The organism is Lysinibacillus sp. UBA6686 (genome assembly GCF_002455205.1).
In the GTDB taxonomy this organism is placed as follows: Bacteria; Bacillota; Bacilli; order Bacillales_A; family Planococcaceae; genus Lysinibacillus; species Lysinibacillus pakistanensis.
The window spans coordinates 1-14,212 of the sequence record NZ_DKJS01000061.1 but is presented as its reverse complement, the minus strand read 5'-3'; the positions used below and the strand labels follow the sequence as shown (position 1 = coordinate 14,212).

Here is a 14,212-nt window from a genome sequence, read left to right as displayed (position 1 = left end):
AATAGCACAGTTTACAGCACAATGCAAATTTCCTTATTCTAGACATCATTGACACATTATAAATGTGTCTGGAATTCGAAAATGTCCATTAGTTTGTCATAAAAACTAACGTAATCATTAGAATAGTGATAGCTGATTAGCATCTGGCATGCCTTCTAAACAGCCCAGTTGATCCATGTATTCAATTAATGTTTTAGATACACGACCACGTTGCTGTAAGTCTTCTTTCGATAAAAACTCGCCTTCCTCACGTGCCGCCACAATTGTTTTCGCAACGTTCGTACCAAGCCCAGGAATCGCATCGAATGGGGGGATTAATGTGTTACCATCAATGACAAATTCACTAGCCTGTGAACGGTATAAGTCAACCTTTTGGAAGCTCATACCACGCTCACACATTTCAAGTGCAAGCTCCATAACCGTTAGTAAGTTTTTCTCTTTTGTTGAAGCATCTAAGCCTTTCATATTGATTTCATCAATTTTGGCACGAATCATTTGTGAGCCCTGTACCATTGATATTAAGTCAAAATCATCGGCACGAACTGTGAAATAAGCTGCATAATAAAGGATTGGGAAGTGTACCTTAAACCAAGCAATACGTACTGCCATTAACACATAAGCTGCCGCATGGGCTTTCGGGAACATGTATTTTATTTTTTTACACGATTCGATATACCAGCCTGGTACCTTATTTGCAAGCATCTCTGCTTCAAACTCATCAGATAATCCCTTCCCTTTACGCACGGATTCCATAATTTTAAAGGCCAATGACGGTTCTAGACCTTGGTAAATTAAATACACCATGATATCGTCACGACAGCCAATTACCTCTTTCAGTACACATGTACCGTTTTGTATTAATTCCTGAGCATTACCTAGCCATACATCTGTTCCATGGGAAAGCCCCGAAATTTGCACAAGCTCTGAAAAAGTGGATGGCTTTGTATCTTCTAGCATTTGACGCACAAATCGAGTACCAAACTCTGGGATTCCTAATGTTCCTGTTTTGCAGCCGATTTGTTTTTCTGTTACACCTAAAGATTCAGGGGAACTAAAAATTTTCATAACGACTGGATCATCTGTTGGAATTGTTTTTGGATCTATACCTGATAAATCCTGCAACATCCGAATCACAGTCGGATCATCGTGTCCCAAAATATCCAGTTTTAAAATATTGTCGTGAATGGAATGGAAATCAAAATGAGTTGTTCGCCATTCGGCATCCTGTGCATCCGCAGGGTATTGTACTGGGGAGAAGTCGTAAATATCCATATAATCTGGTACTACGATGATTCCCCCGGGATGTTGTCCAGTTGTACGTTTTACACCTGTACAGCCTTGCACTAAGCGATCTACTTCTGCTCCACGAAAATGCAGGTTATTATCACTTGCATAGCCCTTTACATAGCCATACGCTGTTTTCTCAGCAACTGTACCAATTGTTCCAGCGCGAAATACATAATCTTCACCGAATAGAACTTTTGTATAGTTATGGGCATTTGGTTGATATTCACCAGAAAAATTCAAATCGATGTCAGGCACCTTATCTCCTTTAAAACCAAGGAATGTTTCGAATGGAATATCTTGTCCATCCTTTTTATAAGGTGTTCCACATTCTGTACAATCTTTATTTGGTAAATCAAAACCTGAGCTAACAGATCCATCATCAAAAAACTCAGAATGCTTACAATTTGGGCAAATATAATGAGGTGGTAATGGATTTACCTCTGTAATCTCCATAAAGGTTGCTACTAACGAAGATCCAACGGAACCACGGGAACCAACTAAATAACCATCAGCTAGTGATTTTTTCACTAGCTTCGCAGAGATTAAATAAATTACACCAAAGCCATGACCTAAAATCGATTTTAATTCCTTCTCGATACGTGCCTTCACGATTTCAGGTAAATCGTCTCCATAAATGCGATGAGCCATTTCATAAGTTAAATTGGTTACCTCATCATCCGAGCCTTCAATTTTAGGTGTATATAAATCGTCTTTAATAGGCTTCACATCACCAATCATATCTGCAATTTTTTGAGAGTTGGTAACAACAACTTCCTTCGCAAGATCTGGCCCTAAAAAGTCAAATTCCTTGAGCATTTCATCCGTCGTTCTAAAATGAACCTCAGGTAGCTTTGATTTATTTAAAATATTGGCACCACCTTGTGAACCAATTAATATTTGTCTGAACATCCCATCTGTCGGATCTAAATAATGAACATTACCTGTTGCCACAACTGGTTTATCAAGCTTCTTCCCAAGCTTTACAAGTTTTCGAATAATATCCTCAAGTGTCCATTCATCACGAACGATATTACGCTCAATTAATGGTGCGTACACTGCCTTAGGCTGAACCTCAATATAATCATAGAATCGTGCAACTTTCTCAGCTTCCTCTGGTGATTTATTCATCATCGTCTCAAATACTTCACCATTACTACAGCCAGATCCGATCAATAAACCTTCTCTATATTGCTCTAGGACCGCTCGTGTAACACGAGGCACACGATAGAACGTTTTTGTATGTGAGTGAGTGACGATTTTAAATAAATTTTTAAGCCCAGCATTATCTACTGCTATTATCGTGCAGTGCATAGGTCTTCCTTTTTTATAAGCGTCTCCACCACCGACATGCTTATTAAAATCATCGTGATATTTAATGTTTAATTCATCTGCATCCTTTAACAGCTGTAAAAGTAAGTAACCCGTTGCCTCAGTATCATAAATAGCTCGGTGATGCTGGGTTAATTCAATATTAAATTTTTTACATAGTGTATTTAAACGGTGATTTTTCATCGTCGGGTAGAGTAATCTGGCAAGCTCCAGCGTATCAATAACTGGATGAATGGTATCCTCTAGCTCATATTTTTTATAGCCTGTATATAAAAAGCCAATATCAAATGATGCATTATGAGCTACCACAATCCCATCTCCAATAAATGCATGGAACTCCTTGATGACTTGCTCCACTTCTGGTGCATTTCGTACCATATCGTCTGTAATACCTGTTAGTTCAATGGTGGTCGCTGATAATGAATGGTGTGGATTGGCAAAGCTTTCGTATTTATCAATCACATGTCCATCTTTAATTTTAACTGCAGCAAGCTCTATGATTGTATCGTAAGCGGTGGAAAGACCTGTTGTTTCCACGTCAAATACAACATAGGTAGCGTCAGCTAATAATCGATGCTCAGAGGCATAAGCAATTGGCACACCATCATCAACTAAATTTGCTTCCATACCATAGATTACTTTGATGCCATGTTTTTTCCCTGCTGCATACGCATCTGGGAAGGATTGCACTACTGCATGATCTGTAATAGCAACAGCTGGATGTCCCCATTTTGCCGCCTGACCCACTAGTCGATCAACTGGAGTAACAGCGTCCATCTGACTCATTGGTGTATGCAAGTGTAATTCAACACGTTTTTCTCCCTCTGGTGCCTTGTCCTGACGTGTTTCTTTTTTGATTTCATTGATATCATTGGCCATCACAATTAAGTCCCGAATAAATGTATCTGTTTGAACAGAGCCGCGAACTTTTATCCACATGCCCTTTTTCAAATGTTGCATCAGTTCGGCATCATCATTATCGCGAGAGAACATTTTAACAATGATAGAATCCGTATAGTCAGTCATTTTAATTTGTAATAATGAGCGACCACTTTTCAATTCCTTAATTTCCGTATCAAAGACAAAGCCCTCAATAATAACCCGACGCTCTTCCTCCACAATGCGTTTAATCTCCATAATCTCATCATCTTTAATATGCATGCCCAATTGGAATGGACGATCGCCAAGGTTCGCCATGGCTGGATTGTCTTTCTTCTCCTGCTCACGTTTTTGATAATCTTGTATCGCTTGTTGGGCTAATGCAGCTTCCTCCAAGCGCTTCTGCTCCATAAAAGCTTCCTGTGCTGCAATCATTTCTTCTGTTTCATCCTGTAACACAAAGTCTACAGCCATTGTTGGAAAACCGAATTGACTATAGCTCGTAGAAAGCTTTTCTGCATACTTTGTTTTTAGCATCATAAATTCCATTTCTTGCATGCAGGATAAAGTAATCTTTTGACCATTCCAGTTTGGCATTTGAGATACAAGACAATTTTTAAGAGTTGGCGCCATTTCATCTATTTGTTCAACTACAGTTAACCAATAAGCCTGGACAAGCTCTTCTGTCACGTCCTTCTCTACCGTTTCAAATGTTGTATGGATCTGAGCAATAGCAGAAAATTTCTCTGTTAAATGTGTACGAAAAAGTTGATAAAGTGGAAACGGAAGTATTCCTCGTAATTTTATGGTGAAATGCCATAGTCTGTTTTTTTTGTGAACGGTTAAACGTGATAATTCACCTTCTTCAAAAAAGGACATATAAACATCATCTGTTAACTCTAGTTGCTGCAAGAGCATCCGAAACCTCGTTCTTGCCTCTTGTTGCTGTTCCAACTTAGTAACACCTACTTTCTACAATCTAAATTGAAGAAAAAAATTCGCACCCTCTCTACGGGCGATCTACAAACAACAACAAATACTGATTGGTATCTGTTTTATTGCTTGATTGGTTCATTGTCCCGCAGAAGTGTCGCGAATTCTTTACTACTATCTTATCAAAAATCAATTATGCCTCGGCATAATTGCGTCCGGAATCGGCTTTGTGCTTACATAAAGAACTCCTTTTCGATTCCGTGACATCCTCAGGAGGCTTTAACTTCTTTCAGCTGGTGTTTGGACACCCTCTGAAAAATAGCTTAAAGTCGCATTCATCTCACCACCTATAGAGGTGGGAGACTTCTGCTGAAAGAAGTTAAAGGGCAGCCTCTATTGGAAGGATTTACACCTTTGTTTAAATTAGTTTTTACGGAAAAATTCATTTAAGCGATCAATAACCTCTTCTTTTTTCCATTCAAATGTTTCACCTGTTTGACGGAACTTGACTTCAACGATACCTTCAGTTGCTTTTTTACCAACTGTTACACGCACAGGTAATCCAATTAAATCTGCATCAGCAAATTTAACCCCAGCGCGTTCAGCACGATCATCCAAAAGCACATCATAGCGGTAGGACTTTAATAAGCCATATAGCTCATCTGCTAGGGCTACCTGTGTTTCATCCTTTGTATTTACAGGTACAACATGAATATCATATGGCGCTAGTTGAGTTGGCCAAACGAAACCATTCTCATCTTGGAATTGCTCAGCCACAGCAGCTAAAATACGTGAAACACCAATACCATAGCAGCCCATAATAAATGGCTGTGCCTTCCCTTGCTCGTCTAAGAAAGTACCATTCATTTTTGCAGAATAAGTAGTCCCTAATTTGAAAATATGACCAACCTCTATGCCTTCTGCAAATTTGATAATACCTTGTCCATCTGGTGATGGATCACCCTCTTGAATAAAGCGAATATCTAAATAATTATTAACTGCAAAATCACGCTCTGGATTTACATTGATTAAGTGGAACCCATCCTCATTTGCACCCGCTACTCCATTACGGATAGACTTTATTGCATTATCTGCAACAACCTTGACATCTACTGGTAATTTAACTGGACCGATAGAACCCACTCCGCAGCTTAATAGGTCTTGGATTGCTGCTTCACTAGCAAGTTCAACTGAGCCAGCCTCTAGAGCATTTTTCAGTTTGATATCGTTTATTTCATGATCTCCTCGTGCAAGTACAACGACTAATTCACCATCTACATCAAATACTAATGATTTAATCACATTTGAAGCTTCAATATTTAAGAAAGCAGATACTTCCTCAATTGTTTTTTGATCCGGTGTTGCTACTTTTTCAAGGTCTTTTAAAGCTTCGTCTGATGCTTGATAATCTACTACTACTTCTGCCATTTCAATGTTCGCAGCATAATCAGATGTGTCAGAGTAGGCAATTGTATCCTCACCAATTTCTGATAATACCATGAATTCATGTGTACCCTTCCCACCGATGGAACCAGCATCCGCAATAACCGCACGATAATTTAAACCTAGACGAGAGAAAATATTAGAGTATGCTCGATACATATCATCATATGTTTCATCTAAGCTTTCACGTGATGCATGGAATGAATAAGCATCTTTCATAATAAACTCTCTACCTCGTAATAATCCAAAGCGAGGACGTTTTTCATCACGGAATTTTGTTTGAATTTGATATAGGGTTAACGGTAATTTTTTATAAGATTTAATTTCATCACGTACAAGAGTCGTAATGACCTCTTCATGAGTAGGCCCTAATGCAAAGTCACGATCATGACGATCTTTCAAGCGCATTAATTCTGGACCGTATTTTTCCCAACGGCCAGACTCCTGCCACAGCTCCGCAGATTGTAATGCAGGCATTAACAGTTCGATAGAGTTAATGGCTTCCATTTCTTCGCGAATAATATTTTCAATTTTTGATAATACACGTTTTGCAAGCGGTAAATACGAGTATACCCCACTTGTATTTTGACGAATAAACCCTGCACGTAGTAATTGCTTATGTGATTTTACATCTGCATCAGCAGGTACTTCACGTAGCGTTGGGATAAATGTTTTACTTTGCTTCATTCAGTGTTCCACCTTTTTTCATCAATTTCGCCTTGGCGTAATTACGTTCGGATTTTGAATTGTGCTTAGTCCTGCACGAGGGCCTGCACGAGGGCGGTCATTTCGGTAATGACACAGGACGTGGCGTTTTTAACGATGCAGGTCAGTTAGCCATTTTCGCAGGATGCGAAGATTTTGGGTTCCTTATATATATTTCTTTGAAAATCCGTGACATCCGCCAGAGGCTTTATCTTCATTCAGCAGATGTTTGGTCACCTACTGAAAAGAACCAAAACCGCATTCATCTCACCACTTGTAGAGGTGGAAGTCTTCTGCTGAATGAAGATAAATATGTTTATACTCTAATTAGCATAAACAAATTTAGCTTTGAACGCAATGTTTCAAATAAATTGCGCTCAAAGCTATGTTTTTCATCCATATTTGCCTTGACGTAACAATTACGTATAGGCATAATGTCAAAACGTTAACCTTTCTTCACTAAAAGAAGAATCGTTGGATATCATTCCATGTGACGACAACCATTAAGATCATTAATAGAACGATCCCTACAAAATGGACCATACCTTCTTTTTGACGATCAATTGGCTTACCTCTTACTGCCTCAAAGCCAAAGAATAATAGGCGACCACCATCAAGAGCAGGAAGTGGTAATAAATTCATGATGCCTAGATTAATACTCAACATGGCTGCAAAGTTCATTAAAGCAAAGATTCCCCATGTGGCAACAGTCTCTGTCGTTTTGTAAATTCCAACAGGTCCTGATAGTGCATCAATTGTAAATTGACCGGTAATAAGCATTCCCAGTAATTCAAATATACGCATTGTCATCTTATATGTTTCTTGAGCACCATAGACGACAGCTTTTAATGGGTTGTGGACTTTTGGGCTTGTCACTCCAATTTGACCATATGTCTCACCGTTCTCTTCTTTCACTTCTTTTACTGTCATCGTAAGATTTTCCATTGTTCCTTCTCGCTCAACTGTAACATTAATCGTCTTACCAGGTCGACTTTGTACAATGGAAACTAAATCCTGCCAAGTCTCAACAGCATGTCCATCTATTGATTTCACCCTGTCACCTGCGATAATGCCCGCCTGTGCCGCTGGGTGATTTTCTACTACTTCAGTAATAATTGGCTCATTTGTAGGTACACCATTTAATAAACCAATCATTAAATAAATAAAAAATGCTAATATAAAATTAAACAATGGTCCCGCAAAGATTGTCATGGCACGCTGTCCCACTGTTTTAGCGTTAAATTGACGGTCATATGGTGCGATTAATGTTTCTTTTCCATTTTCGACCAGAATACAATCCCTTGTCACACTATAACGTACTAAATTCTCTTCTTCATCATAGCCTTCAATAAATAAATCCTTTTCTAAATCAGCTCGTTCAACTTCTAAAAATAATAAGTCTGGTAACTGCTTATTATTTTGATTGAAAATAATTTTTTTAACACGATTATCTTCATCAACAACAAGTCCTACACGGTATCCAGGTGACAATTCAGTACCATCCATGTCATCACCAGCCATACGAACGTAACCACCAATTGGTAAAAGTCGTACCGTATAGATTGTTTCACCATGTGTTTTTCCATAAATTTTTGGACCCATACCGATAGCAAATTCACGAACCATAATTCCTGCGCGTTTCGCAAACAGGAAGTGACCAAGTTCATGGAAGAATACGAGCAGGCCAAATATTAATATAAATGCAATGGCTGTTTGCATAATACCCCACCTTTAAAAGTGAATAGTTAACGTAATCTTACTTTTGTTATTTTACCATGTCTAACACTGTTTTTCTTGTTTCACCGTCTACCTGTAAAATTGTCTGTAAATCTGGCACTAAAATATTGTTATGTGCCTGCATCACACGCTCGATTGTTTCATCGATTTCTAGGAATGTTATTTTCCCTTGTAAAAAGGCTGCAACTGCCGCCTCATTTGCCGCATTCATTGCTGTCAATATCGTACCACCAGTACGTCCGGCCTCATAGGCAAGACGCAACGCTGGATAGCGCTCGAAATCCATTTCTTGAAAATGCAACTGACCAATCTGCGCTAAATTGAGTCGTTGTCCGTTATGCAACGGCATACGATCAGGATAGCTTAAGGCATACTGGATAGGCACACGCATATCTGGAGTACCAAGCTGTGCAATGACACTAGTATCATGATACTCAACTAGAGAGTGAATAATACTTTCTCTATGTAAAAGTACATCAATTTTATCATAAGGCATATCAAATAGGACATGTGCTTCTATGACTTCTAGCCCTTTATTCATCATTGTAGCCGAATCTATGGTAATCTTCGCACCCATTGACCAGTTTGGATGTTTGAGTGCATCGGCAACGGTTACATGCTTTAATTCCGAACGTGATTTATCACGGAAGCTACCACCAGAGGCTGTAATGATTAAACGTTCAACATTTTTTGGATTTTCGCCATTCATTGACTGAAAGATTGCGGAATGCTCACTATCAACTGGCAAAATTTTAGCATTGTATTTCTTTGCCTCTGCCATCACTAAATGGCCAGCCGTTACAAGTGTTTCCTTATTAGCAATGGCAACTGTTTTTCCCATTCGAATTGCGGCTAATGTCGACTCTAGACCAACACTACCAAGAACAGCATTAACAAGAACAGTAGAATCAGGATGTGTAGCCACCTCAACAAGTCCCTTTTCTCCAAATGAGAATTGGATTTGAGGATACTCTTTCGCTAATGTCTGTGCATCCTCTTCTAGCTGAACAGATACCAACTCTGGCTTCAAAGTTTCAATCATTTCACGCGTTTTTTCGATATTCTTCCCTGAAGAAAATGCAACTAGCTGAAAATCATTACGTTGTTCCTTTAAGATATCGTAGGTTTGCCAACCAATGGACCCAGTTGCACCAAGTAAACTAATTTTTTTCACGACAAATTGTCCCCTTTTTCTCTCTAACAAATGAAAAACTACATTACCATTCAACTAGATGGCTTTAATTCCTTAAAAATGCAAAAAGTGTAATAGCGGCACTACAAATAATAGACTATCAAAGCGATCTAAAATTCCGCCATGCCCAGGTAATATAGTTCCTGAATCCTTCACATCAAAATGACGCTTTATGGCAGATTCCACTAAATCACCCATTTGCCCGATGATGGATGCAAAAATTGTGATGAAAATAAGTGAGATGTAGCCATTGGCAAATGGGTAGATTGCCTGCATCCCTACAGCAAAGATTACTGCAATTACAATTCCGCCTATAAACCCTTCTATCGTTTTTTTCGGTGAAATTTCTGGCCATAGCTTATTTTTACCTAGCTTTCTTCCAACAAAATATGCTCCTGAGTCAGTCGTCCAAACAATTAGTAAACAATAGACAACATATACAAGCCCTTCATTTCTTGTCTCAACTAAATAATGGAAGCCAAGGCCCACGTAAAACGCACCTAATAAAATAAAACCCACTTCATCAAATGTGATTTTATTTTTTACAAGAACGACATATATCAGCAATAGCATAACGATGCCATACACAACCATTAAATTAGAGGAGTAGCCAATTGCATCTACTACCTTATCTGACCAGCCGTTAGGTATAACAAGTAACAGTAAAATAAGTAGCCCTAAAATACCAGGCACTGAAAAAAGTGAAATACCTTTCATTTTCAGTATTTCATAAAAGCCGACAACAGCCATTGCAAGCACTAGTAGAGTAAATGGTGCATTTCCATAAATAACAAATGGAATAAAAAGCGCAGCTGCAATTATTGCTGTGATGATTCTTTGTTTCAAGTTGTTTCTTCTCCCTTCAACCCACCGTAACGGCGATTACGTTTCTGATAATTTTCCACCGCTTCCAATAAGGTTTCCTCGCTAAAATCTGGCCACAATGTATCTGTAAACCAAAATTCTGTATAGGCGAGCTGCCATAGCATAAAGTTACTTAATCGTACCTCACCGCTTGTACGAATTAATAAATCCGGCTCTGGTAAATGAGCTGTCATCAAATGAGATGTTAAACATTCTTCTGTTATATCTTGTAATGTTAATTGTCCATCTTGCACTTTTTGAAGCATCGTTTTCATTGCATTGACCATTTCAGAACGACTTCCATAATTCAAGGCAAAATTTAAAATTAACCCTGTATTATGCTTCGTTTCCTCCATCGCCTCAAACAATGCTTTCTGTGTATGTGCGGGCAATAAAGCAGGATCTCCAATCATTTCCACACGTACATTACGTTCCATCATTTCGGGTAAAAAGGACCCTAAAAATTCAACAGGTAGACGCATAAGAAAATCGACTTCTGTTTTTGGACGCTTCCAGTTTTCTGTAGAGAACGCATACACTGTTAGAACCTTTATTCCAAGATCTGACGCAAATCTAGTGACTTTTCGTACCGTCTTCATACCTTCATGGTGCCCGGCAACACGTGGCATCGCGCGTTTTTTAGCCCACCGTCCATTTCCGTCCATAATAATCGCAACATGGGCAGGAATTGGCTCGCTTTTAGCAAGGGCAACACGTTCCCCCAATGATAGTGTATCCATATTTATTTGTTTACCTAATAGCTTTTTAAACATGCTAACTCCCCCACTACAACTAATCGGACGTATACTAACCTATCATAACAAACAAAAGCATGTTTTGTCTTTTTTTTCCCTCTAAATTGACTATGTAGGAACAAGCTTCATTTAGAACTACTTAAAAGTAAGGTTTTTTAATGCAATCCTCACTTTTGTGTCCGTTTCAAGTAAAGATCAGTTCTTCTTAATCTAAAAAGAAAGCAAAAATAGATGAAAGGTATTCACTCTAAAACAATTAAAGCTTGAATGTATAAAATTCCATTACTCTGATACATATAGATTTAATTGTAAAGAGAAAAGACGTCCTGATATGTATAGGACGCCTTCATCTCCTCAAAAAGTTCCATCTTAGATATGTAAAGCGTCTGCTTACACCTCTAGAATTTCTTTTTCTTTTTCTTTCGCTACTTGATCAACTTTTACAATGAATTCATCTGTTAATTTTTGAATATCTTCACCGTAGCCACGAAGATCATCCTCTGTGATTTCGCCAGCTTTTTCAAGTTTTTTTAGATCGTCATTGGCATCGCGACGAACGTTACGTACAGCGATTTTTGCATCCTCTGCCTCTTTTTTCACTTGCTTCACAAGATCCTTACGACGCTCTTCTGTTAAAGCAGGAATCATTAAACGGNNTGGTGTAATACCAATATCTGATTTCATTATTGCTTTTTCGATCTCACCTAGAATTGTTTTATCATATGGTGTAATCACTAATAAACGGGCTTCTGGTACAGATACACCTGCAAGCTGATTAATCGGGGTTGGTGCACCATAATAATCAACCGTAATGCGGTCTAATAAAGATGCGTTTGCACGTCCTGCACGGATTGATGATAATTCACGACTGAAAGCTGCGATTGTTTTGTTCATTTTTTCTTTAGCTTGTTCTAATACTTGTTTAGCCATTATGCATTCCTCCTAACAACTGTTCCAATTTTCTCGCCTAGTACGGCACGTTTAATATTACCTTGTTCTGTAATTGAGAAGACAATTAACGGAATATCGTTATCCATACATAAAGTAGAAGCTGTTGAATCCATTACCTGTAAGCCTTGTTGAATAACGTCTAAGTATGTGAGTGTATCGTATTTAATGGCAGTTGTATCTACTTTTGGATCTGCAGAATAAACACCATCTACATTATTTTTAGCCATTAAAATCGCATCTGCATCGATTTCTGCTGCACGTAATGCTGCAGTCGTATCAGTTGAAAAGAATGGGTTACCTGTACCTGCTGCAAAAATAACCACACGTTTTTTCTCTAAATGACGAACTGCCTTACGACGAATATATGGTTCTGCTACTTGTGTCATCACGATAGAAGATTGGACACGTGTTTCAATGCCTAATTTTTCAAGTGCATCTTGTAATGCTAAAGAATTCATAACCGTTGCCAGCATTCCCATATAATCGGCTGCCGCACGATCCATTCCCATTTCACTACCGATTTTTCCACGCCATATATTACCGCCACCTACAACAACAGCAACTTCTACATCAAGATCTACTACTTCTTTTACTTCCTCTGCAACAGCCTTGATTATTTTTGGTGATAAACCGAAGCCCGCTTCTCCTGCTAACGCTTCACCACTTAATTTTATAACTACTCGTTTATATTGTGGCACACTCATTGTAAACCTCCGTCAGACTTTATTTAAAACATCTCTATTCCCTTTTCCATTATAGTATATATTACAATAATTACTAGTTGTGAATAAGGCAGAATAGAAAATTATATCCTTCTTTTCGCTCTCTTCGGAAAAATAGGGAACACGTTAAATTGTGTTCCCCATTTTTTGTCTAGAAAATCTAGATATTATTTGATTAGGATCAAATGCAGCTAATTAGTTACCTTTAACTTGGCTCATAACTTCTTCAGCGAAGTTATCTTCACGTTTTTCGATACCTTCACCTACAGCATAGCGTACGAAACCATTTACTGAACCACCAGTTGATGCAACGAAATCACGCACTTTTTGGTCAGAGTTTTTAACGAATGTTTGGTCAAGTAAACAAACATCCTCGAAATATTTACCAAGACGACCTTCCACCATTTTAGCAACGATGTTTTCTGGTTTACCTTCGTTAAGTGCCTGTTCAGTTAATACTTTACGCTCACGTTCAACCTCTTCAGCAGAAACTTCTTCGCGAGAAACATAAGTTGGGTTGATTGCTGCGATATGCATAGCAACATCTTTTGCAGCAGAAGCATCTGTAGAACCTTCTAAAGTTACTAATACACCAATACGACCACCCATGTGTAAGTAAGAACCGAATGCATCAGCATCAGATTTTGTTTTCACTTCGAAACGACGAAGTGTGATTTTTTCACCAATTGTTGCAACTGCTGTTGAAATTTGATCAACAATTTTTACACCTTCAGCATTTGTAAGCTCTAATGCAACTTCAACTGATGCTGGTTTAGCAGCAAGTAATTGTTCTGCTAAAGAAGCAACTAATACTTGGAATTTATCGTTTTTTGCAACAAAGTCTGTTTCAGCGTTTACTTCTAGGATAATTGCTTCGTTACCTTGTTCTAAAATATAAGTTGTACCTTCTGCAGCGATACGGTCAGCTTTTTTAGCAGCTGAAGATAGACCTTTTTCACGTAAGAAGTCGATAGCAGCTTCTAAGTTACCATCAGTTTGTACTAACGCTTTTTTACAATCCATCATACCAGCGCCAGTTTTTTCGCGTAATTCTTTTACTAATTGTGCAGTAATGTTTGCCATTTAGTGTTTCCTCCTCAAATTGGTTGAACAAAGTTTTAATGATAGGTTCTAAAAAAGGTGATAAGGGTTTTGAGCCACTTATCACCTTTTTGTAAACGTGAATTACTCAGCAGCAGCTTCTACAGCTGGAGCTTCCTCTTCACCTTGTTTTGACTCGATTAAAGCGTCAGCCATTTTAGCAGTTAAAAGTTTAACAGCGCGAATAGCATCATCGTTAGCAGGGATTACGTAGTCGATTTCATCTGGATCACAGTTTGTATCAACAATACCTACTAGAGGGATGTTTAATTTACGAGCTTCAGCAACCGCAATACGTTCTTTACGTGGGTCAA

The 14,212-nt window shown here is 38.4% G+C and carries 10 protein-coding genes; all 10 read right to left on the bottom strand.

The annotated features are described in order from the left end of the window. Window positions 1-117: 117 nt before the first annotated feature. Complete coding sequence (locus B2R82_RS15880) at window positions 118-4,449, bottom strand: PolC-type DNA polymerase III (RefSeq protein ID WP_286925857.1); 4,332 nt, start codon at window positions 4,447-4,449, stop codon at window positions 118-120. A gap of 402 nt (window positions 4,450-4,851) precedes the next feature. Then, complete coding sequence (locus tag B2R82_RS15875) at window positions 4,852-6,558, bottom strand: proline--tRNA ligase (RefSeq protein WP_286925856.1); 1,707 nt, start codon at window positions 6,556-6,558, stop codon at window positions 4,852-4,854. Window positions 6,559-7,035: 477 nt separating this feature from the next. Continuing rightward, window positions 7,036-8,295: an RIP metalloprotease RseP gene (gene rseP / locus B2R82_RS15870; protein ID WP_286925855.1), complete on the bottom strand. Its 1,260-nt coding sequence runs from the start codon at window positions 8,293-8,295 to the stop codon at window positions 7,036-7,038. A 46-nt stretch (window positions 8,296-8,341) separates the two neighbouring features. Further along, the gene (gene dxr / locus B2R82_RS15865; RefSeq protein ID WP_286925854.1) at window positions 8,342-9,487 is read right to left on the bottom strand and encodes a 1-deoxy-D-xylulose-5-phosphate reductoisomerase; all 1,146 of its coding nucleotides are present in this window, start codon (window positions 9,485-9,487) and stop codon (window positions 8,342-8,344) included. Window positions 9,488-9,559: 72 nt separating this feature from the next. After that, window positions 9,560-10,351 (bottom strand): phosphatidate cytidylyltransferase, encoded by a 792-nt coding sequence (locus B2R82_RS15860; protein ID WP_286925853.1) that lies wholly within the window; start codon window positions 10,349-10,351, stop codon window positions 9,560-9,562. Further along, complete coding sequence (locus B2R82_RS15855; protein ID WP_286925852.1) at window positions 10,348-11,142, bottom strand: isoprenyl transferase; 795 nt, start codon at window positions 11,140-11,142, stop codon at window positions 10,348-10,350. The genes B2R82_RS15860 and B2R82_RS15855 overlap by 4 nt, the downstream gene beginning before the upstream one ends. 372 nt (window positions 11,143-11,514) lie before the next feature. Then, window positions 11,515-12,054, bottom strand: coding sequence for a ribosome recycling factor (gene frr / locus B2R82_RS15850; protein WP_286925851.1), 540 nt, complete (start codon window positions 12,052-12,054; stop codon window positions 11,515-11,517). Beyond that, on the bottom strand, window positions 12,054-12,779 hold the full coding sequence (pyrH, locus tag B2R82_RS15845) for a UMP kinase (RefSeq protein ID WP_283871187.1): 726 nt from the start codon (window positions 12,777-12,779) through the stop codon (window positions 12,054-12,056). The genes frr and pyrH overlap by 1 nt, the downstream gene beginning before the upstream one ends. Before the next feature lie 213 nt (window positions 12,780-12,992). Beyond that, window positions 12,993-13,880 carry a translation elongation factor Ts gene (gene tsf / locus B2R82_RS15840; RefSeq protein ID WP_286925850.1) on the bottom strand — a complete coding sequence of 296 codons (888 nt, stop codon included), beginning with the start codon at window positions 13,878-13,880 and terminating at the stop codon, window positions 12,993-12,995. 102 nt (window positions 13,881-13,982) lie between these two features. Continuing rightward, on the bottom strand, window positions 13,983-14,212 hold a 230-nt coding region (rpsB, locus tag B2R82_RS15835; protein WP_286925849.1), incomplete at its 5' end, for a 30S ribosomal protein S2.

Coding starts and splice junctions, on each gene's coding strand:
- pyrH (WP_283871187.1), bottom strand. CDS start 12,779: ATGAGTGTGCCACAATATAAACGAGTAGTTATAAAATTAAGTGGTGAA.
- B2R82_RS15875 (WP_286925856.1), bottom strand. CDS start 6,558: ATGAAGCAAAGTAAAACATTTATCCCAACGCTACGTGAAGTACCTGCT.
- B2R82_RS15855 (WP_286925852.1), bottom strand. CDS start 11,142: ATGTTTAAAAAGCTATTAGGTAAACAAATAAATATGGATACACTATCA.
- rseP (WP_286925855.1), bottom strand. CDS start 8,295: ATGCAAACAGCCATTGCATTTATATTAATATTTGGCCTGCTCGTATTC.
- tsf (WP_286925850.1), bottom strand. CDS start 13,880: ATGGCAAACATTACTGCACAATTAGTAAAAGAATTACGCGAAAAAACT.